21 protein-coding genes are annotated in these 20148 nt (G+C 61.2%); 10 read left to right on the plus strand and 11 right to left on the minus strand.

Annotation, left to right across the window (positions count from 1 at the left end; all coding sequences use genetic code 11):
* The first annotated feature begins 22 nt into the window (after positions 1 to 22).
* From CPY51_RS13455 to CPY51_RS13480, 6 genes are all read left to right on the plus strand, one after another.
* The gene (locus CPY51_RS13455) at positions 23 to 946 is read left to right on the plus strand and encodes an ABC transporter permease subunit (RefSeq protein ID WP_111160710.1); all 924 of its coding nucleotides are present in this window, start codon (positions 23 to 25) and stop codon (positions 944 to 946) included.
* Complete coding sequence (locus CPY51_RS13460) at positions 943 to 1860, plus strand: ABC transporter permease (RefSeq protein WP_111160711.1); 918 nt, start codon at positions 943 to 945, stop codon at positions 1858 to 1860. Before CPY51_RS13455 ends, CPY51_RS13460 begins: the two co-directional genes overlap by 4 nt.
* 1 nt (position 1861) lies before the next feature.
* Positions 1862 to 2869, plus strand: coding sequence for an ABC transporter ATP-binding protein (locus CPY51_RS13465; protein ID WP_111160712.1), 1008 nt, complete (start codon positions 1862 to 1864; stop codon positions 2867 to 2869).
* Complete coding sequence (locus CPY51_RS13470; RefSeq protein ID WP_111160713.1) at positions 2862 to 3848, plus strand: ABC transporter ATP-binding protein; 987 nt, start codon at positions 2862 to 2864, stop codon at positions 3846 to 3848. The genes CPY51_RS13465 and CPY51_RS13470 overlap by 8 nt, the downstream gene beginning before the upstream one ends.
* 88 nt (positions 3849 to 3936) lie before the next feature.
* A complete protein-coding gene (locus CPY51_RS13475) occupies positions 3937 to 4860 on the plus strand; it encodes a sugar kinase (RefSeq protein WP_111160714.1) in 924 nt (307 codons plus the stop codon).
* A gap of 161 nt (positions 4861 to 5021) precedes the next feature.
* Complete coding sequence (locus tag CPY51_RS13480; protein ID WP_244598676.1) at positions 5022 to 6086, plus strand: glycosyltransferase family 4 protein; 1065 nt, start codon at positions 5022 to 5024, stop codon at positions 6084 to 6086.
* Positions 6087 to 6145: 59 nt separating this feature from the next.
* On the opposite strand, the gene der is transcribed toward CPY51_RS13480, so the two are convergent.
* The 3 genes from der to CPY51_RS13495 all read right to left on the minus strand — a co-directional run bounded on the left by der (position 6146) and on the right by CPY51_RS13495 (position 8976).
* The gene (gene der / locus CPY51_RS13485) at positions 6146 to 7570 is read right to left on the minus strand and encodes a ribosome biogenesis GTPase Der (RefSeq protein ID WP_111160716.1); all 1425 of its coding nucleotides are present in this window, start codon (positions 7568 to 7570) and stop codon (positions 6146 to 6148) included.
* A 15-nt stretch (positions 7571 to 7585) separates the two neighbouring features.
* Positions 7586 to 8269 (minus strand): tetratricopeptide repeat protein, encoded by a 684-nt coding sequence (locus CPY51_RS13490; protein WP_111160717.1) that lies wholly within the window; start codon positions 8267 to 8269, stop codon positions 7586 to 7588.
* A gap of 119 nt (positions 8270 to 8388) precedes the next feature.
* The gene (locus tag CPY51_RS13495; protein ID WP_111160718.1) at positions 8389 to 8976 is read right to left on the minus strand and encodes an NnrU family protein; all 588 of its coding nucleotides are present in this window, start codon (positions 8974 to 8976) and stop codon (positions 8389 to 8391) included.
* 125 nt (positions 8977 to 9101) lie between these two features.
* On the opposite strand from CPY51_RS13495, the gene CPY51_RS13500 reads away from it, so the two are divergent.
* On the plus strand, positions 9102 to 10115 hold the full coding sequence (locus CPY51_RS13500; RefSeq protein WP_111160993.1) for a polysaccharide deacetylase family protein: 1014 nt from the start codon (positions 9102 to 9104) through the stop codon (positions 10113 to 10115).
* A 220-nt stretch (positions 10116 to 10335) separates the two neighbouring features.
* Here CPY51_RS13500 and sbmA read toward each other — a convergent pair whose 3' ends face one another.
* Positions 10336 to 11601: a peptide antibiotic transporter SbmA gene (gene sbmA, locus CPY51_RS13505; protein WP_111160719.1), complete on the minus strand. Its 1266-nt coding sequence runs from the start codon at positions 11599 to 11601 to the stop codon at positions 10336 to 10338.
* 428 nt (positions 11602 to 12029) lie between these two features.
* Here sbmA and CPY51_RS13510 point away from each other — a divergent pair, with 428 nt between their 5' ends.
* The gene (locus CPY51_RS13510) at positions 12030 to 12602 is read left to right on the plus strand and encodes a PadR family transcriptional regulator (RefSeq protein ID WP_111160720.1); all 573 of its coding nucleotides are present in this window, start codon (positions 12030 to 12032) and stop codon (positions 12600 to 12602) included.
* 14 nt (positions 12603 to 12616) lie between these two features.
* On the opposite strand, the gene map is transcribed toward CPY51_RS13510, so the two are convergent.
* The 7 genes from map to CPY51_RS13545 form a co-directional block, all read right to left on the minus strand.
* On the minus strand, positions 12617 to 13369 hold the full coding sequence (map, locus tag CPY51_RS13515; RefSeq protein WP_111160721.1) for a type I methionyl aminopeptidase: 753 nt from the start codon (positions 13367 to 13369) through the stop codon (positions 12617 to 12619).
* Between the two features lie 43 nt (positions 13370 to 13412).
* On the minus strand, positions 13413 to 14474 hold the full coding sequence (locus CPY51_RS13520) for an LLM class flavin-dependent oxidoreductase (RefSeq protein ID WP_111160722.1): 1062 nt from the start codon (positions 14472 to 14474) through the stop codon (positions 13413 to 13415).
* A 142-nt stretch (positions 14475 to 14616) separates the two neighbouring features.
* On the minus strand, positions 14617 to 15030 hold the full coding sequence (locus CPY51_RS13525; protein ID WP_111160723.1) for a DoxX family protein: 414 nt from the start codon (positions 15028 to 15030) through the stop codon (positions 14617 to 14619).
* Positions 15031 to 15059: 29 nt separating this feature from the next.
* On the minus strand, positions 15060 to 15536 hold the full coding sequence (locus tag CPY51_RS13530) for an SRPBCC family protein (RefSeq protein WP_111160724.1): 477 nt from the start codon (positions 15534 to 15536) through the stop codon (positions 15060 to 15062).
* Positions 15537 to 15639: 103 nt separating this feature from the next.
* Positions 15640 to 16899: an RNA polymerase sigma factor gene (locus tag CPY51_RS13535; RefSeq protein ID WP_111160725.1), complete on the minus strand. Its 1260-nt coding sequence runs from the start codon at positions 16897 to 16899 to the stop codon at positions 15640 to 15642.
* Entirely contained in the window at positions 16896 to 17270 is a 375-nt protein-coding gene (locus CPY51_RS13540; RefSeq protein ID WP_111160726.1) for a YciI family protein, read from the minus strand. The genes CPY51_RS13535 and CPY51_RS13540 overlap by 4 nt, the downstream gene beginning before the upstream one ends.
* Positions 17271 to 17353: 83 nt before the next feature.
* Positions 17354 to 18223 carry a sigma-70 family RNA polymerase sigma factor gene (locus CPY51_RS13545; RefSeq protein ID WP_111160727.1) on the minus strand — a complete coding sequence of 290 codons (870 nt, stop codon included), beginning with the start codon at positions 18221 to 18223 and terminating at the stop codon, positions 17354 to 17356.
* A gap of 147 nt (positions 18224 to 18370) precedes the next feature.
* Here CPY51_RS13545 and CPY51_RS13550 point away from each other — a divergent pair, with 147 nt between their 5' ends.
* Both CPY51_RS13550 and CPY51_RS13555 read left to right on the plus strand, forming a co-directional pair.
* Positions 18371 to 18829, plus strand: coding sequence for a carboxymuconolactone decarboxylase family protein (locus CPY51_RS13550; RefSeq protein WP_111160994.1), 459 nt, complete (start codon positions 18371 to 18373; stop codon positions 18827 to 18829).
* Positions 18830 to 18901: 72 nt separating this feature from the next.
* Positions 18902 to 20110 carry a TIGR03862 family flavoprotein gene (locus tag CPY51_RS13555; RefSeq protein ID WP_111160728.1) on the plus strand — a complete coding sequence of 403 codons (1209 nt, stop codon included), beginning with the start codon at positions 18902 to 18904 and terminating at the stop codon, positions 20108 to 20110.
* The last annotated feature ends 38 nt before the right edge of the window (positions 20111 to 20148 follow it).

Here is a 20148-nt window from a genome sequence, read left to right on the forward strand (position 1 = left end):
CGGAAGGAGCCTATCCACGCCCATGATCCGATATGCACTCCGTCGTCTGCTGTCGACAATCCCTGTCCTGTGGATTGCCGTGACACTCAGCTTTTTCGTTTTGCGCCTGGCGCCCGGTGGGCCCTTCGATGGCGAACGGCCCTTGCCGCCGGTCATCCTGAAGAACCTCGCCATCCACTACAATCTGGATAAGCCGCTGATCCAGCAGTACCTGATCTACATGGCCGACGTTGCACGCGGCGATCTCGGTCCGTCCTTCGCCAACCAGGATTTCACCGTCACCCAGCAGATCATGGTCGGCCTGCCCTATACCTTCACCATCGGCACCAGCGCCTTCATTCTCGCCATCCTCATCGGCGTGATCGTCGGCTGTCTTGGCGCGCTCTACCAGAACCGCCAGGCGGATTATTGGCTTGGCGGCATCCTGCTGATCGGCCTGGTGCTGCCGAACTTCCTCATCGCGCCGATCCTGCAGCTGGTCTTCGGCATCCAGCTCCATATCCTGCCCGTCGGAGGTTGGGGCGACGGTTCGATCAAATATCTGATCCTGCCGGTGATCGTGCTTGCACTCCCGCATGCGGCCCGCATTTCCCGGCTGATGCGCGGCTCGATGATCGAGGTGATGAACCAGAACTTCATCCGCACCGCGAAAGCCAAGGGCATCGGCCCGCGGCTGGTCGTCATGCGGCACGCTTTGAGACCGGCTCTGATGCCCGTCGTCTCCTATCTCGGCCCCGCCGCAAGCTATCTCCTGACCGGCTCGCTGGTCGTCGAAAGCATCTTCGGCCTGCCCGGCATCGGCCGCTATTTCATCAACGCCGCCCTCAACCGCGACTACGGCATGGTTCTCGGAACGGTCATCTTCTACATGGTGCTGATCGTCTTCCTGAACCTCGTCGTCGATATCGCCTATGCATGGCTCGACCCGAAAGTGAGGGCAAGATGATCCTGAACCCCGCAAGAAAAGAGCTGCTGGCCGAAGAATTGCTGGCAGCAGAAGGCCTTGCTCCGGAAGGGCGTTCGCTCTCGAAAGACGCGCTACGCCGGCTGCTGCGCAACAAGGCCGCGGCGATCTCGCTTGTCGTCATCACCCTGCTGGTGCTGGCAGCGATCATCGGCCCGAGCCTCATTCCAAACGGATACGAGGACCCGGATTGGGCCGCCTTCCGCGCACCGCCCACCCTTGAGGGCAGCCACTATTTCGGCACCGACGCAAATGGCCGCGACCTGCTTGCCCGCGTTCTCTTCGGCACCCGCGTTTCGCTGACGGTCGCCCTCGTGGCCACCTTCGTCTCGGTAGTGATCGGCGTGCTCTACGGCGCCGTGTCGGGCTATTTCGGCGGCAGGCTCGACACCATCATGATGCGCTTCGTCGACATCATGTATGCGCTCCCCTACATCCTCTTCGTCATCCTCCTGATGGTGATCTTCGGGCGTAACGTCTACCTGCTCTTTGCCGCCATCGGCGCGCTGGAATGGCTGACCATGGCCCGCATCGTTCGCGGCCAGACATTGTCGCTGAAACACCGTGAATTCATCGAGGCCGCGCGCGCCTCCGGCCAGCGGCCGTTCAAGATCATCATCAAGCATATCGTGCCGAACCTGATCGGACCGGTGGTCATCTACGCCGCTCTCACCGTGCCGGAGATCATCGCCACCGAGAGCTTTCTCTCCTACCTAGGCTTCGGCGTGCAGGAGCCGTTGACCTCGCTCGGAACGCTGATTGCCGACGGCACCAACGTTATGGAAACCATGCCCTGGCTTTTGGCATTCCCAGCCGCCTTTCTTGTCGCCCTGCTGATGAGCCTGCTGTTCATCGGCGATGGCCTGCGCGACGCATTCGATCCGAAGGACCGCTGACATGTCTGACGAATTGAAAAACGATACCCTCCTCGAACTCAGGGATTACTCGATCACCTTCCGCACGCCGGGAGGGGATGTCGCCGCCGTCTCGAAGATGAACCTGAAAATCCGTCGCGGCGAACGCGTCGCCATCGTCGGCGAATCCGGGTCGGGCAAGAGCCAGACCTTCCTCGGCATCATGGGACTGCTCGCCAAGAACGGCAGCACCAGCGGCCAGGCGCTGCTCGAAGGCAGGGACGTGTTGGCGCTGAAGCCGCGCGAACTCGACCAGGTTCGCGGCAAAGACATGGCCATGGTCTTCCAGGACCCTATGACGGCGCTCAACCCGACCCTCAAGATTTCCCGCCAGCTGAAGGAACAGCTCGAGGTCCATCGCGGCTTCACCGCTCGCGCCGCATCGGCAGCCGCACTCGACATGCTGAAACGCGTCGGCATTCCCGACCCGGAGCGACGCTTCAACCTGTATCCCCACGAACTATCAGGCGGGATGCGCCAACGCATCGTCATCGCGATGGCCCTGCTGACCAAGCCGAAGCTCCTGATCGCCGATGAGCCGACGACCGCGCTCGACGTCACCATTCAGGCCCAAATTCTCGACCTTTTCAATGATTTGACGGCTGAAATGAACACGGCGCTTGTGATGATCACCCATGATCTCGGTGTTGTCGCGGGCCTCGCCGATCGCGTCGCGGTCATGTATGCCGGGCGCATCGTCGAGGAAGCCCCGGTCGACGAATTGTTCGAGAACCCGGCGCACCCCTATACAGCCGCATTGCATGCCTCGATCCCGAGACCCGATCAGGACGTCGACGACTTGGCGGTCATTCCCGGCCGCCCGCCGAACCTGCAGCATCTGCCACGCGGCTGCAGCTTCTCCCCACGCTGTTCGATCGCGCAGGATGATTGCATCGACGCTTCGCCAAAACTTGAAACACTGGCGATACGCCACTGCGCGGCCTGCTTCCATCCATTCCCCCGCCGCGAGGAGGTCTTGAGCCATGTCTGAACGGACCCTCCTGAAGGTCGATCACCTGACCACGCAGTTCGAGCTGCCGTCGAAATCCTTCTTCAAGCCGCCGCTGATGCTGACTGCCGTCAACGACGTCTCCTTTGAGCTGAAAGAGGGCCGCACGCTCGGCATAGTCGGCGAATCCGGCTGCGGAAAGTCGACGCTCGGCCGCTCTATCCTGCGATTGATCCACGCCCAGAAGGGGCGGATCATGTGGCAAGGCAGCGACCTGCTGAAACTTTCGGACGAGGACATGCGCGCCGCCCGCCGCGACATGCAGATCATTTTCCAGGATCCGATCGCCTCGCTCGACCCGCGCATGACCGTCGGCGACATTATCGCCGAGCCGCTGACCGTATTCGAGCCGAAACTCACAAAGGCCCAGCGCCAGGAGCGTGTTCACGAGATCATGGCGGCGGTCGGGCTCGTGCCCGAGATGATCAACCGCTATCCGCACGAATTCTCGGGCGGCCAGGCCCAGCGTATCGGCATCGCCCGCGCCGTCATCACGAGACCAAAACTGATCATCTGCGACGAGCCGGTTTCAGCTTTGGATGTCTCGATCCAGGGTCAGGTGATCACGCTTCTGCGCAAGCTCCGCAAGGAATTTGGCCTGACGCTGATATTTATCAGCCACGACCTCTCCGTCGTGCGATTGATCTCGGACGACGTGCTGGTGCTCTATCTCGGACGGATCGTCGAGGCCGGCGACTGCGCCACCGTTTTCCAGCATCCGGCCCATCCCTATACGCAGGCCCTATTCTCAGCGGCTCCCGTGCCGGACCCCAAGGCTGCCCGCGCGCGAAAACGCATCCGGCTGCAGGGCGACCCGCCCTCGCCGCTAAACCCGCCGCCCGGTTGCGTCTTCTCTCCCCGATGCTGGAAGGCGACGGATATCTGTCGGAGCGCAATGCCCGAGCTGGAGGATGTACGCGCCGCGCAGAGAGCCGCGTGCTATCATATGGACCGGCCTTAAACTTGACTCTCGACGGGCGGGGGAACCTTGTTTCCTGCGGTCGCATTGCGTATCACCCATCGAAAGCTGGATTTGTGGGAGCAGATGCGTGGGCGGAAAATTCTTGTCGATCGGTGAGTGCATGGTGGAGCTGTCGCAGGCGCATGACGGCTATTTGCGCAAGGGCTTTGCCGGCGACACGTTCAATACCGCCTGGTATGCGCGCGCTTGCCTGCCAAAGGATTGGTCCGTCGACTATTTCACCGCGCTCGGCGACGATCCGATGTCTGACGAGATGCTGGCATTCATGACCAAGGCCGGGATTGGCACTTCGCAGATCCGCCGCATCCGCGGCAAGACCCCCGGCCTCTACATGATCAACCTGAAGAACGGCGAGCGCTCCTTCAGCTATTGGCGCGACAGTTCGGCCGCCCGCCAGCTCGCGGTCGACGGCGATCGGCTTCGCGAGGCAATCGAGGCTGCCGACGTCGTCTATTTCTCCGGCATCACGCTCGCTATCCTCACCCATGAGGACACCGAAACGCTCCTGTCGGAGCTCCGGCGCGCCAGGGCCATCGGCAAGCTCGTCGTCTTCGATCCGAACCTGCGGCCTCGCCTCTGGAACAGCTTCGATGCCATGCATACGACCATTGGCGAGGGCGCCCGCGCCTCGACCCTGGTCATGCCGAGCTTCGACGACGAGGCCAGCCATTTCGGCGACGACAGCGTCGAGGCGACGATCCACCGCTACCGGGCACTCGGCGCACATATGGTCGTAGTCAAGAATGGCGCCGACGGAGCGATCGTCCACACCGATGCCGGCGACACACAGGTTCCAGCCGAGAAGGTCGAGCAAGTGGTCGACACGACAAGCGCCGGGGATAGCTTCAACGGCGCGTTTCTTGCTGAATACCTGACGTCGCACGATCCGATCGCCGCTGCCCGTTTTGCGGTAAAGATCGCCGCGAAAGTCATCAGCGAGCACGGTGCGCTCGTCGCTCCGGAGCGCTTGGGCGTTGGGAACGACGTCTGAAGTCGATCTGTAATAATTCCATCATGGACGACAACGACAATAGCTAGGCGCGAGAATCATTCTCGCGCTGCCGGACGGCGTCACGCCTGACAAACCGGCGGCGCGGATGGAACCTTTTGGACATGTTGCAACGCTTGTCGGACATCGACCACAGGACCTGGATGCAGGAGGCCACCCCGACCGTCACGCCCGAACGGCTGCTCATCGTGACGGATGCCTGGCATCCACAGGTCAACGGCGTGGTCCGTTCGATCGAGAATACCAACCGCGAACTCGCGCGCATGGGTGTCGACGTCACGATGCTCACCCCGGAAGGTTTTCGCAGCATACCCTGCCCCACCTATCCGGAAATCCGACTTTCGATCGCCAGTTATCGGCGTGTGGCTGCCAGGATCGCCAAGGCCAAGCCATCTTACGTCCATATCGCCACCGAAGGTCCGCTTGGCCTGACCGCCCGCCGCTGGTGCAAGAAAAACGGCATGCCATTCTCCACGACCTATCACACCCGTTTCCCTGAATATGTCTCGGCAAGGCTGCCGATTCCGAAATCCTGGCTTTATGCCTTTGTCCGCTGGTTTCACAATGCCGGCTTCGGCTGCATGGTGGCCACCCCGAGCCTTGCGAACGAACTCAAGGCAAAGGGCATCCGCAATCTCCTGCCATGGACCCGCGGCATCGACCATGAGCTGTTCCGGCCACAGGCGCTTGAGGCCGAGCCTTTCGGCCTTAAGCGGCCGATCTTCATGACAGTCGGCCGGGTGGCGCTCGAAAAAAACCTTCCCGCCTTCCTCGATCTCGATCTGCCGGGATCGAAGGTCGTAATCGGCGACGGCCCGGCTCTTGCCGAACTGAAGAAGCTCTACCCCGACGTACTTTTCACCGGTCCAAAATTCGGCGAGGAACTGGCGACGGCTTATGCCCAGGCCGACGTTTTCGTCTTTCCATCAAAAACGGACACCTTCGGCAATACCATCCTCGAAGCGTTGGCCAGCGGCGTGCCCGTCGCCGCCTATCCGGTGACCGGCCCGGCCGATATCCTGGGCGGCTATGAGAAGGCGGGTGCTGTCCATCACGACCTGACCGAAGCCTGCCTGACCGCGCTCACCTGCTCGCGGGAGGAAGCACGCGCGCTCGCGCTGACTTATACGTGGGAGGCTGCGACGAAGCAGTTCATCGGCAATGTTCGGGTGGCCAACTATCGCGGACGGATGATCCGTAGGGCCTGAACGCAAAAATCCGCCTGCATTTCTGCCAGGCGGATTTTGAAGCTGACGATCAACCGATATCAGCGCTTTCTCTTGGTCTCGTAGGGGTTTTCCGATGTCCTGAAGTGGATGCGGATCGGCACGCCCGGCATCCCGAAATCTTCGCGCAACCCGTTCGTCAAATAGCGGACGTAGGATTCCGGCAGCGAGTCGGAACGCGTGCAGGAGATCATGAAGGCTGGCGGACGAGCTTTCACCTGCGTCATGTATTTCAGCTTGATGCGGCGACCGGAAACGGCGGGTGGCGGATGCTGGATCTGCCGAGATTCAAGCCATTTATTGAGCTTGGCGGTCGCGATGCGCTTGTTCCAGACCATGTCGGTATCGACGATCGCCTGCATCAGGCGGTCCAGCCCCTCGCCGGTCTGCCCGGCGATCGGCACGGCGCGGATACCCCGCGCCTGCGGTAGCAAGCGGTCCGTCTTTTCGCGCAATTCGGCAAGCACCGCCTGCCGGTCCTCGATCATGTCCCACTTGTTGAACGCAAGCACCGCCGCACGTCCCTCGCGGATGACCAGATCGACGATCTGCAAATCCTGCTTTTCGAACGGGATCGTCGCATCGAAAACGATGACGACAGTCTCGGCAAAGCGGATGGCCCTGAGCGCGTCTGCAACGGAGAGCTTCTCGAGCTTCTCGGTAACCCTCGCCTTGCGGCGCATGCCTGCCGTGTCGAACATTCGAACCATGCGGCCGCGCCAGGTCCAATCGACTGAGATCGAGTCGCGGGTGATGCCCGCTTCCGGGCCGACCAGCAGACGATCCTCACCCAGAAAGCGGTTGATCATTGTCGACTTGCCAGCATTCGGACGACCGACGATGGCAATGCGAAGCGGACGAGTGTCGTCATAGGCTGGCTCTTCGTCGATCTCCTCGTCTTCGCCATCGGCACGCGGCAGCGAAACATCGGTCTCAGCGACGTCCTCATCTTCCTCGGGATAAGCGCGGTCCTCGCCGATCGCTTCCACGATCGCGTTGTGAAGATCGATCATTCCCTGGCCATGTTCGGCCGAGATCGGGCAAGGCTCACCGAGCCCAAGCGTGAAGGCATCGTAGAACCCGCCTTCGGAACCCTTGGCTTCCGACTTGTTGGCAACGAGAACGACAGGCTTGCCGCTTCGGCGCAACATCTCGCCGAATGTCTTGTCGAGCGGCGTCAGGCCGGATTTGGCGTCGACCACGAAGAGCGTCAAATCCGCCTCCTCGATCGCCGCTTCCGTCTGGGCGCGCATGCGGCCCTCGAGCGTATCCTCGTGGGCCTCTTCGAGACCCGCCGTGTCGATAATGCGAAACTTCAGACCCATCAGCCGGGCATCGCCCGGCCTGCGGTCGCGGGTGACGCCGGGTGTATCGTCGACAAGCGCCAGCTTCTTGCCAACCAGACGGTTGAAAAGAGTGGACTTGCCGACATTCGGGCGACCGACGATGGCGACCGTGAAACTCATTGGATTGTTTTTCCTTTAGCCCTGGGCTTTGGGGGCTTTGCCGGAGGCGATGATGTTATCAAGCATCATCTGCGCGCGATTGGCAACGTTGCGCGGCGATTGCGCGTCGTCGGCGATGGCCTGATACCACTGGCGAGCCTTGACGAAATCGCCGGCCTTGAAAGCGGCAAGACCGAGAACCTCGCGCGCCGAATGGCGGAATGCATTGCCGGGAACGGCAAGTTCTTCAGCCTGTGCCGAAACCTGATCGTAGGTGCCCGTGTCGACCAGCAGGAAGGCCGCACGAAGACGCGCCGCATCACGGATGACGGGTGGCACGCCGGATTGCTTGCTGATGGCGGTGAACTGGGCGACGGCGCCCGCAACATCACCCTTCTGCGCCTGCAACGTCGCCGCGCGCATGCTGGCCAGCAGCGGATACGAGCCGTGGCCGGTCTTCTCGATAGCGCTCAACGCGGCAAGCGCATCGTCGGTCTTGTTCTGGTCCGCCAGCGTCAGGGCGGCGATGAACTTGTCGCCCGTGTCGCCGGCCTGGTGGCTGGCCCAGTAACGATAGCCGCTGAAGGCAGCCGTGGCGACGACGATAAGTACGGCAAGGCCAAGGAAGACGCGGCCAAACCGGCGCCATACGAACCGAAGCTGGTCGGAACGAAGTTCCTCGTTGACTTCACGGATGAAGCTATCGTCGTTGAATGCCATTCTCGTCTCCGGCCCGGGCCAAGCTCAATCTTTAAAAGCGGGATCACGCCAGCTGGATGCAGCGCGTGAACGGGCCTTCTACTCTATTTTGCCGCCGATGTAAGGGGGAGCTGCTGAAATCATGCCATGGCCAACGGCGAAACTCCGATAATCCATTCGTGCAGCTTCCAGATGATCAAGCCCCAGAGCACGAAGCCGAGGACCACAGCATAGAGATCGTATTTTGCCGACACGAACGGCCGCGTGTTGATCTCGCCGGCGCGAGCCCGCCTCTTCAGCGAAATCCTGAGGATCACACCCCAGGCAAGGAAAGAGACGAATAACAGCACCGAAGCGCTGTCGCCATTGGCGATCAGATGCGCCAGCGCCCAGATCTTCACCGACAACACCATCGGATGCTTCGTCTTCGCGGCGATGTGGCCAGCCGGAAGAAGGCTGGCGGTGAGACAGATCGACGCCAACAGCATCAAGGCTATGGTGATGTGCGAGGCCCAGCCGGGCGGCGAATAAAGCACCGTCGTCTGCGTACGCGCGACGCTGAAGGCATAGGCGAGGAAGACAAGCGCCACGATGCTGGCGACCGAATAGGCTGCCATCCAACCCGATTTTCCGAGCCGGGAGATCATCGATTGGCGAAAGCCGGGTGCAAATGTCCGGATCAGATGGATCCCGAGAAAGAGAATGATGCCGACGACAAGCAATGCCATGAATAAGATCCTGTTTTACCGCGTATCAGCCATCCATGACCGGTTTGTCCGGAAATTGCCACAGCGATCCCAGCTTTGCCTCATTCCTGCGGCATCAAACCCCGAAGCAAATCGTCGCGGTGCCCATGTTTCGTTTCTTGTCTCCTGCAAATCTCATCTCGTCAGCCTTCACCTTTTCTCTTTTGCTCTCCCCGGCAGCCAACGCGCAGGAAAAGCCGAACGAGAAACCGAAGCAGATCGTCCTCATCTCCTTCGACGGCGCGCATGACAATGCGCTCTGGACGAAAAGCCGCGAGATCGCGACGCGCAACGGCGCTCATTTCACGTTCTTCCTCTCCTGCACCTTCCTGATGAACCACGATCAGGCGAAGGCCTATCAGGGTCCAGGCCAGAAGCAGGGAAAGTCGAATGTCGGCTTCGCCAGAAGCGACGACGAAATCCGCACCCGCATTGCCAATATCTGGGGTGCACACCAGGAAGGCGACGATATTTCTAGCCACGCCTGCGGGCACTTCGACGGCAAGAAATGGACGGAAGCCGAATGGAAGCAGGAATTCCTGGCCTCCCGCGTCGCGTTGCGCGATGCCTGGAAGAATGTCGGGGAGACCGCCCAAGAACCGCAAGGCTGGGAAGACTTCGCCACCAACGACGTCAAGGGCTTCCGCGCGCCCTATCTCTCGACCAGCGACGGCCTAGTGCCGGCGGAAAAGGCCATGGGCTTCCAGTACGACGCCAGCCTGGTTACCAGAGGCCCGATGTTGCCGCAAAAGGTCGATGGCCTATACCGCTTCGGCCTGCCGCTGATCCCGGAGGGTCCGGACCACCACCTCGTCATCGGCATGGACTATAATCTCTATGTCCATCATTCGAAGGGCGTCGAGGACAAGCCCGACTCGAAGTCGTTCGAGGACCGCAGCTTCGAGGCCTACGAGGCCGCCTTCGACAAGCAATACAACGGCGACCGCATCCCGCTCCAGCTCGGCTTCCACTTCGTCGAGATGAATGCCGGCGCCTATTGGCGCGCCCTCGACCGCTTCGTCAGCGATGTTTGTCATAAGCAGGACGTCGCCTGCGTCAGCTATTCGGAAGCCCTCCCGATGATTGCAGCACGGGGAAAACCGCAGGCATCAGGGCTTTGATGGGCGCGTAATTTAGCTCTCACCAAGTCACCCCCCTCTGTCAGCTTCGCTGACATCTCCCCCACAAGGGTGGAGATTGCTGGAGCACCCCCTCGCGGCACATTGATCTCCCCCCTTGTGGGGGAGATGTCGGCCCGGCCGACAGAGGGGGGTGCCACTTGCTCCCAACTGAAAAAGGCTCCGTCACCGGAGCCTCTTCTTAGTCTGTCGCTAGCAGCCCTCAAGCATCCACATTCACGTTTTCCGCCTGCCGTTCGAGATAATGCCGATCGATCGCCGGCAACGGCTCGTTATCGATTGCAGCCTCGAAGGCTTTCAGGCGCTTATGGATCGACAGCAATTCGATGATCGTCGTCCAGGAATTGACGAGATACTGGAACGAGTTGCTCACCTGTCCGAAGGCGGTCGAGATCTGCTGAAAGATACCGTAGGTGATTACGCCGGCAACGATGGTCGGCACGAGCATGAAGATCACAAAAAGATTGTCGGCCTGGAGGTAGAAATAGCGGGCGACGTTGAAATACATGTAGTGAAAATACATGCGGAAGTAGTTGCGGCGGACATTTGCGAAGAGCTCGACGACAGTAGCCGGTTGAGCCCGGTCCGCATGATCTTCGCCATAGACCAGCTCCTTGCGATAGGCAGCCTCGACGCGCTGGTTGCGGAAATTCAGTCCAGGCAATTTGATGCCTGCAAATGCCAGCAAAAGCGTCCCGAATATGGACCAGAAGAGCGCGAGCCAGAACAAGGAATTTGGCACCTTGCCGATGAAGGGTAGCTCGGTGACGTAGGTCGACAAAGCCAGAAGAATTGGCAGGAAGACGACCAGCGTCATGACCGAGTTGATCAGGTTGATGCCAAGGCCTTCGAGCGTGCTCGAAAAGCGCATCGTATCCTCCTGAACGCGCTGCGAGGCGCCTTCGATATGCCGCAGCTTTTCCCACTTCGACATGTAGAAATTGTTCATCGCCATGCGCCAGCGGAAGATGTAGTGGCTGGTGAAAAAGTCGGTCATGATCGAGACGAACATGCTGAGAAAGGCGATCTGCGCAAAGACCAGCATCAGCTCATAGAAGTTTTCGACGGAAACGCCCGGCTTCTTTACCAGCGCGTTCTGCAACAGATCCCCGAACGGACGGCGCCAGTTGTTGATCACGACCGAAATTTGTACGCTGAAATAAGTGACGAAGATGATCAGCGCCGAACCCCAGACCGACCAAACCTTCCAGGGATGGTTCGCTGCCCTTATGTGCCAGGCGCCGCAGAAGATGACCGCGCTCAGCAGGAAGTAGCCGTAAAACCAGATATTTTCGCGAAGTAAGAAGAATGAAAGGTCGATCGGCTGCTGATCTTCCGGAACCGATGCAAAACCGTGCGTCGCTCCAAAGCCGGCAGCGAAGAGGTACCAGCCTGCTATGGCAACCAGCGTCCAGACGATAAGCGAGGTAAAGAACAGCCTGGGCTGTGGGAAAAAGGAATGAAACACGGGCGGCGGGGCTTTCTTCTACTTGGTCTCTCGACCGTGGGCTTCGTCTCTAGGCCGCCATTGGCGACGATTTGCGGCGAACCTAAGACAGTTCCAAAGACGCGGCAACCGGCTTTATCCCATTGTTACGCAATTGTAACTGCGCTTGATCTTGGCCTCGCACCCGCTCTTTTTCACAAAACACCACGCTATCCTCCCGTAATTCCTGTCCCATGCAAAATTACTGAAAGGCCATCTTGCATCTAATTATCTTACGATATATATCGTACGACATTACGAACGATATTGTTCGTGCAATCGGAAAAAGGATAAAAATCATGAGAGGTTTCAAACACGGAATGTGCGGCGGTGGCTTTCATCGCGCAGAAGAGTATATCCTGCGACACGGCGAGCACCACGATCGACGCTTAGAGCGGGGAAGAGAATTCATGAGAGGCTTCAAGGGCGGTATGTTTGGCGGCGGTTTCCGCACGGGCCGGAAGTTCGATGCCGCCGACCTGCAGCTCATCATTCTCGCACTGCTCGCAGAGCAGCCGCGCCATGGCTATGAGCTGATCAAAATACTCGAAGAGCGGTCCGGCGGCTTTTACGTGCCGAGCCCGGGCGTCATCTACCCTGCCCTCACCTACCTTGAAGAAACGGCGCTTGCCGAAGTCGAGGTCAGCGGCACCAAGAAGCTCTATCGCATCACCGAGGCCGGCCAGAAGCGCGTCGATGAAAACCGGGCGCTGATCGAGGTCACCCTCGCCAAGCTCGGCCACATCGGCGAGAAAATGGCGCATGTCAGGCGGATGTTCGGTAGCGAGGATGAGAACGGCGAAGGCAACGATGACAGCGCCTTCGAGCGTGACGCTGGCGAAGTCCGCGCCGCGCGGCAGCTGTTGCGCTCGGCACTCAGGATGAAACACCCCTGGACCAAGGCCGAGGGTACCCGCATCGCCGCCATCCTCGAACAGGCTGCCGCCGATATCCTGCGCCCAAGATCCGATCCGGCCGACTAAAGCCGGCTCGGATCTCACTCGTCGGCAAGCGTCAGGATCATAGGCCCGTTGCGCGTCGCAACGACGGTGTGCTCGAACTGCACCGTCGGCGCGCGCGGATCGCTATAAAGCGTCCACGCGTCATCCCCACCCTCGGCCCAGGTGGCGCCGAGCGACAGGAACGGTTCGACGGTAAAGACCAGCCCGTCTTCCATGATGCGAGTTTCGCTCGGATCGGCCCAGGTGGAAACCTCGGCCGGCTCCTCGTGCAGCGAGCGCCCGATGCCGTGGCTGGCAAGATTGGCGACCAGCGTATATCGGTTCTTCTGAGCGAAGGCGCCCACCGCCTTGCCTATCTGCAAAAACGGCGCACCGCTGCGGACCTGGTTTAGCCCGACCCAAAGCGCCCGCTTGCCGTCGCGGCAGAGGCGCTCCACCTTCGGCTTGACCGGCGGCACGGTGAACGACGCGCCGGTATCCGAAAAGAACCCGTCCTTCTCCGCCGACACATCGAGATTGACCAGATCCCCGGCGAGGATGACGCGTGGCCCCGGAATGCCGTGGGCCACTTCCTCGTTGACGCTGATGCAGGTGGCCCCGGGAAACCTGTAGCAGAACTCAGGCGCAGACCGGGCGCCGGCATCCTCCAGCACTTTACGCCCGATAGCGTCCAGCTCAAGCGTAGTAATGCCGGGCTCGAGAGCTGCCGCCATCGTCTTCAGCGCATTGGCGCAGATGCGGCCGATCTCTTTCAGCTTTGCCAGTTCGTCATCGTTGGAAATGATCATTCGCTGCTTCCGGTCAGTTCCCGGCAGCACCGGGCGGATAAGATCAAGCCGTCGCTTTCGCCTCTCCTTGAGCCTCAGTCAATGCCTTTCTGACCAGCGGCGCCACTTTCGTGCCGTAGAGCTCGATGCCGCGCATGATCTGCGCATGCGGCATCGTGCCGATCGCCATCTGCAAAAGGAAGCGATCGTTCTTGAACAGGCGATGGTGCGCGACGATCTTCTCGGCCACCAATTCTGGGTCGCCGACGAACAGCGCGCCGTGCGGGCCACGCGACAGATCGAACTGCGCCCTGCTGGTCGGCCCCCAGCCTCGCTCACGCCCGATCCGGTTCATCACTTCCGACTGCGGCCCATAGAACTGATCGGCCGCGGCCTCCGTGGTATCGGCGATGAAGCCATGAACATTGATGCTGGTCTTGAGCTTCGCCGGATCCTGATCGGCGCGCCGCGCTGCCTCGCGATAGAGATCGAGCAACGGCGCGAAACGGCGGGGCTCGCCGCCGATGATGGCGATGGCCACCGGCAGTCCGAAAGCGCCGGCGCGTGCGACCGATTGCGGCGTTCCACCGACGGCGATCCAGACCGGAAGCGGCTCCTGCAACGGACGCGGATAGACGCCCTGGCCGTTGAGCGGCGCACGCATCGCGCCCGCCCAGTTCACGTGCTCGCCATCGCGGATCGCCAGAAGCAGATCGAGCTTCTCCTCGAACAGCTGGTCGTAGTCTTCGAGATTATAGCCGAACAAGGGAAAGGACTCGATGAACGACCCCCGCCCCGCCATGATCTCGGCCCGACCGTTCGACAAGAGATCGAGCGTCGAGAATTGCTGAAAGACGCGAACCGGATCGTCGGAACTCAACACGGTGACCGCGCTGGTAAGCCGGATATTCTTCGTCTTCACAGCCGCCGCAGCCAGGATCATTGCTGGCGCGGACGCCGCATAGTCCGGCCGATGATGCTCGCCGAGGCCGAAGACATCCAGCCCGACCTGATCGGCAAGCTCGATTTCCTCGATAAGGTTCCTGACCCGCCGCGCCGCTTCCGGCCCCTTGCCGCCTTGAGGATTGGGGTCGACGTCAGCAAATGTGTAAAGCCCGAGTTCCATGGTGTCCGTCCATCTGGTTATGAACCCGCAGATAAGCAGCCACCAGCCGGATCGCAAACAGGAATGTTAGAACGATTTGTTCGAGAAAGTTGATGAGTTGCGTCCCACTGCTCATACCGTTTCGATTCCAAAATCAATCACATCAGAGCTTGAACGGAATCATTCTGCGAACGGCTTCATATCTCAGATAAAGCCCGCCCCAGGCGATGATGCCGAGATAGGCTCCGAAGAGCAGGTGCGAGAAAACAGGGCTGCCGACGCGCAGATGGGTGGCGATGGCGCCGCCCAACAGCCCGGTCAGCAGGATCGCGCCAAGCACCGATGTCCGCGGGATTGCATAGAGCAGCGCGCAGATGAGTGTGACGATGCCGAGACCACGGGCGAGCATCGGATCGCCGGAATAGCCGAGCGCCGTCATCGTCTCGGTCACCGGCGCGATCGGGACCAGCTTGATCGCGCCGTCGAAGACGAGGAAGGCGACGATCAGGCCGCTGAGGGCGATGCCGGCGACGCGCTGGGCGCGCGATACCGACGTTGAATCGATTGCGTAGGTCATTGTGGTATCCCCCTGAATGCAGAGTGAAATCAGAGTTTGGCAACCAGCGCCGCGAGCTGGTCGGTGCACTGTCCCCAGCCTTCGTAGAAGCCCATCTTCTCGTGCGCCTGACGGTCTTCTTCGCTCCAGTGCAGCACGGTCGCCGTGTATTTCGTCCTGCCGCCACCAAGGTCTTCAAGAGTGATCGTCCCGACCATGAACGCCTTTGCCGAGGGAACCCAGGCGCTGGTGAAGGCATCGGTGAAGACAAGCTTCTCGTTTTCGACGACCTCGAGATAGACCCCGCGGTTGGGGAACTCGTTACCGTCAGGATCGCTCATGACAAACAGGTTTGCACCACCTGGCCGCACGTCCATCTCGACATGCGGTGTCGTCCACGGCAGAGGCGCGAACCATTGCTTGACGAGCTCCGGCGTGGTCCAGGCCTTGAATATCTTGCTCCGAGGCGCGTCGATCACGCGGGTCAGCGACAGTTCGTATTTCGGGGCGGCATTCTGCTCTATCATGATCTTCGTCCTTCCTGTTGTTGAAACCCTGCCTTTGCAGCGCGTATCCCAAGGACGTTGAGACAGTGCTCGTCCCGACAGGACGAAGAGGAAATTCCTGAAATTATTTGACCAGCGACGCCACCGCATCTTCTTCGAGACGGTCGAGCTGCTGGCGAATATGCGCGGCTTCGGCGGAAGAATTTGCGAGCGCGACGGCCCGGTTGAAGGCCTCGCGGGCCTCGCCGTTCCGCTTGAGCTGCATCAGCAGACCGCCCCTGAGACCATGAAAATAAAAATAGGCCGACAGACGGTCCGCCAGCGGATCGATCAAATCAAGCGCTTCGGCCGGCCCCTTCAGCTTGGCAACTGCGACGGCGCGATTGAGGGTAACCACCGGTGATGGCTGCAGGCGTTCGAGGCCCTGATAAAGCAAGTCGATCTCCTCCCAGTCGGTGTCCTCCGCGCGCCGCGCCCGCGCATGCAGTGCCGCGATCGCCGCCTGCAGTTGATGGGGACCGGGCCGGCGATGGCGGATCGCCTTGTCGAGCAGCGCCAGCGCCTCGTTGATGAGCTCGCCGTTCCAGAGCGAGCGATCCTGATCCTCCAGCAAGACTAATTGCCCACGGCTATCGAAGCGCGCGGCCCTGCGCGACTGCTGCAGCAGCATCAGCGCAAGCAGAGCCATGGTCTCCGGCTCCGAGGGAAAGATGCGCAGAAGCAGCCGCCCCAGCCGGATCGCCTCGTCGGTAAAGGCGGATGCGTCGCGCGCCTCCTCGCCGCTCGAATAGCCCTCGTTGAAAACGAGATAGATCATCGCCGACACGATCGTCATACGCTCGCTGCGCTCGACAGCTCCGGGGGTCTCGAAGGCGACGCCGGCAGCCGCGACCTTGGCCTTTGCCCGAGTGATGCGCTGCTCCATCGCGCTTTCGCCGACGAGGAACGCCTTGGCGATCTGCGCTACCGACAGCCCCGAGACGATCCGCAGCGCCAGCGCGATCTGCTGGGTCGCCGGCAAATCAGGATGGCAGCAGATGAACAGCAGCCGCAGGATGTCATCGCGATAGTTCGCCCCGTCGAGGCGATCGGCCATCTCGGCCTCGGCGTCGCCGGTGTCCGAGAACGCCTCCTCCTCCGGCAGCGGGTCGGTCTTGCCGCGCCGGCGGACGACGTCGATGCCGCTGTTGCGCCCGACGAAGATCAGCCAGGCCACAGGATCGCGCGGCGGCCCCTTATCCGGCCACGTCTTCAGTGCCCGGAGGCAAGCCTCCTGAAACGCCTCTTCTGCAATGTCGAGATCGCGGAAATACCGGAGCAGTGCCCCGAGCGCCTGGGGCCTCGCCGATGCGAGAGCCTTGTCGATCCAGAGGATATCGGTCATGTCGCGATGGTTCCCGGCCTGAAGACGTAGAGCGGCCGGATCTCATAGGCGCCGGCGCCGGGATTGGCGATCGCGAGCTCCTTTGAGAACTCGACCGCCTCATCGAGCGTATCGAAGTCGACAATGAAAAACCCGAGGAACTGCTCCTTGGTCTCGGCGAACGGCCCGTCGAGGATCAAGGGTTCATTCTTTCCCTTGCGTAGCGTGGTCGCCGCTGTCGTCGGCATCAGCCGCGCCACCGGCCCGAGCTTGCCCCTGTCGGCAAGCTTCTTCTCGACCGCGTGCAGCCGCGCCATCGTGCTCTCCTCCTCATCCTTGGACCAGGAAAACACGGCATTCTCGTCGTTGTAGCACAGGATTGCATAGAGCATCGGTAGCCTCCCATCTTGAACAAGACGTAGAAGTAGCGCCGCATCCGACAGGCCGCATCAAAAAATTGAATCGGGGCCCAAGCTCAATCGCGATCAAAAACCGAATAGGAAATTTCACCAAGCCGCTCGCGATCGGCAATTGCGTGAATTTCGCTGATCCTGTTGTCTTCGATCGTCAGAATGAGCACGACATGGAGAGCGCGGCGGATCACGACGACCAAGCCAAGCTCGCCATCCACAAGAGCCGGTTTCGCACCCTGCGCCCTTCCCTTGAAGGTGTTGGCGACGGCTGCGGCGCCACGAATTTCCGCCAGCGCTCCCAACTGAACCGCCGCCGCATCGGACCTGAAGACGACATCCGGATCGAGAACCGCCAGCAAAGCCTCGAAATCCCCACCCCGTGAAGCGGCAAGGAAAGCCTCGACGATTTTCCGTTGCCGGGTACGATCGGCACTGGGCGCAGCATCCGCTCCCTGGACACGACGCCGGGCCCGGCTTGCGAGCTGCCTGGCCGCTTCCGGCGAGCGCCCGACGATCGGGGCGATATCGTCGAACGGCACGGCAAACATGTCGTGCAGCACGAAGGCGAGCCGCTCGGCCGGCGCCAGTTTCTCCAGCACGACAAGCAGCGCGGCACCGACCGAATCGGCCATGACAGCTTCCTGCTCGGCATTCTCGCTGTCCGCGACCGGCTCGGGAACGTCGGCGCCCCACGGCTCCTCGCGCCTGGACCTGCGCGACCGCAGCATGTCGAGGCAGACGCGCCCGACGACGGTGGTCAGCCATCCGGTCAGGTTCGCAATTTCTCCAGTGTCGGAACGGCTGAGGCGCAACCAGGCTTCCTGCACGGCGTCATCAGCCTCGCTTCGCGAACCGAGCATGCGATAGGCAACGGCTCGCAGATGGCCCCGATCGGCCTCGAATGCCTCTGCCAGAAATTTTTTCTCGTCCATCGGTCACATCTCCCCGTCGCGTTCCGTCATCCCTTTGACGAACGAGGCGCGATCGATGTGACAGGAAAATATCGATCGGCCATCAAGGCCGTCAAGTTCGCTCGGAGGTTCGTCCGGGCTTCGAAGCACAAAGCAAGGAGATGCAAAATGAAAGCAAGAATGAACCACCCCGCGGTCATGATCCCGGATGCCATGCAGGCGCTACAGTCTTTGGCAACCGTAACCGCCAGTGGCGGCCTGCCGACCAAGACGATTGAGCTTGTCAATCTGCGCGCGAGCCAGATCAACGGCTGCGGCGCCTGCGTCGACGCGCACCCGCGGATCGCGAAGAAAGCGGGCGAGACCGATGAGCGCCTGTTTGCCGTCGCCGCCTGGCGCGAGACGCCCTACTTCAGCGATGCCGAAAGAGCAGCGCTCGCACTGACGGAGTCGCTGACACGTCTCAACGATCGGGCAAATCCTGTGCCTGACGACGTCTGGGACGAAGCTGCCCGTCAATTCGACGAGCCCGATCTTGCTCTGCTGCTTCTGGCGATCGCCAACATCAATGTCTGGAACCGGCTCAACGTCGCGACCCGACAGATTGCCGGCGCCTGGAAGCCCTGACGCGGCAGTTACCTTGCATAGCGCATCGCCGCGGTCCAAGACTGCGGCGATGATTCTGGCATAGGTGCGGACGTGGACAAAAGACAGATCGCAATTATCGGCGGCGGCCCCGCAGGGCTGATGGGGGCGGACGTATTATCGCGCGCCGGCCACGCCGTGACGATCTACGACAGCATGCCGACCGTCGCCCGCAAATTCCTGCTCGCCGGAAAATCCGGCCTCAACATCACACATTCGGAAGACTATATCAGCTTCACGGAGCGCTTTGGCGCCGCATCGGAGCGGCTAAGCCCAGCGCTGGATGCATTCAGACCTGGCGACATCCGCGCATGGGCCGAAGAACTGGGCACCGAAACCTTCATCGGTTCCTCGGGCCGCGTCTTTCCAAGGGCAATGAAGGCGTCACCGCTTCTGCGCGCCTGGCTTCGACGGCTGGATGCGCAAGGCGTCAAGTTTCTGACCCGCCACCGCTGGACCGGCTTCGACGATCGCGGCTATGTCTTCGAAACACCGGAGGGACCGAAGACTGTCCAATCCGACGCCGCCTTGCTTGCCCTTGGCGGCGCCAGCTGGCCGAGACTGGGCTCCGACGGCAACTGGATGCAATGGCTGGAGCAAAAAGGCGTCGCCACAGCCGAGTTCCGTCCGGCCAATTGTGGCTTCGACGTTGCCTGGAGCGATGTCTTTCGCGAACGCTTCGCCGGCGCGCCGCTGAAATCGGTGACCGCCACCTCCGACGCCGGCACTATTCCGGGCGAATTCGTCATTTCGCGAAACGGCATCGAGGGTAGCCTGGTCTATGCTCACGCCGCCGCCCTGCGCGATCGCCTGGAGAAGCACGGAAGCGCCGCACTCACCCTCGACCTGACACCGGGTCGAACCGAGAACAGATTATCGAAGGACCTCGCTCGCCAGAGCGGCAAGGCGAGCCTGTCCAACCGCCTGCGCAAGGGTGCCGATATCGACGGCGTCAAGGCCGGCCTGCTGCGCGAAATCGCAGGCCCCACCGATCTCGCCGATCCGGATAATCTCGCTCACATCATCAAGGCGCTGCCGCTTCCGGTTCTCCGGCCACGACCTATCGCCGAGGCGATCTCGTCGGCGGGCGGCGTCGAGTTTGAGGGCGTCGATGACCACTACATGTTGAAAGCCCTTCCCGGCGTCTTCGTCGCCGGCGAAATGCTCGACTGGGAAGCGCCGACCGGCGGCTATCTCCTCACCGCCTGCTTTGCCACAGGCCACGCCGCCGCACATGGAATGGACGCCTGGCTCAAGCGCTGAATGAAGCGCCTGCGAATCATTGTGAGCACACGAGGCCA

Origin of the sequence: Arminella tubonensis (genome assembly GCF_003240585.1) — a bacterium.
GTDB classification, from domain to species: domain Bacteria; phylum Pseudomonadota; class Alphaproteobacteria; order Rhizobiales; family Rhizobiaceae; genus Rhizobium; species Rhizobium tubonense.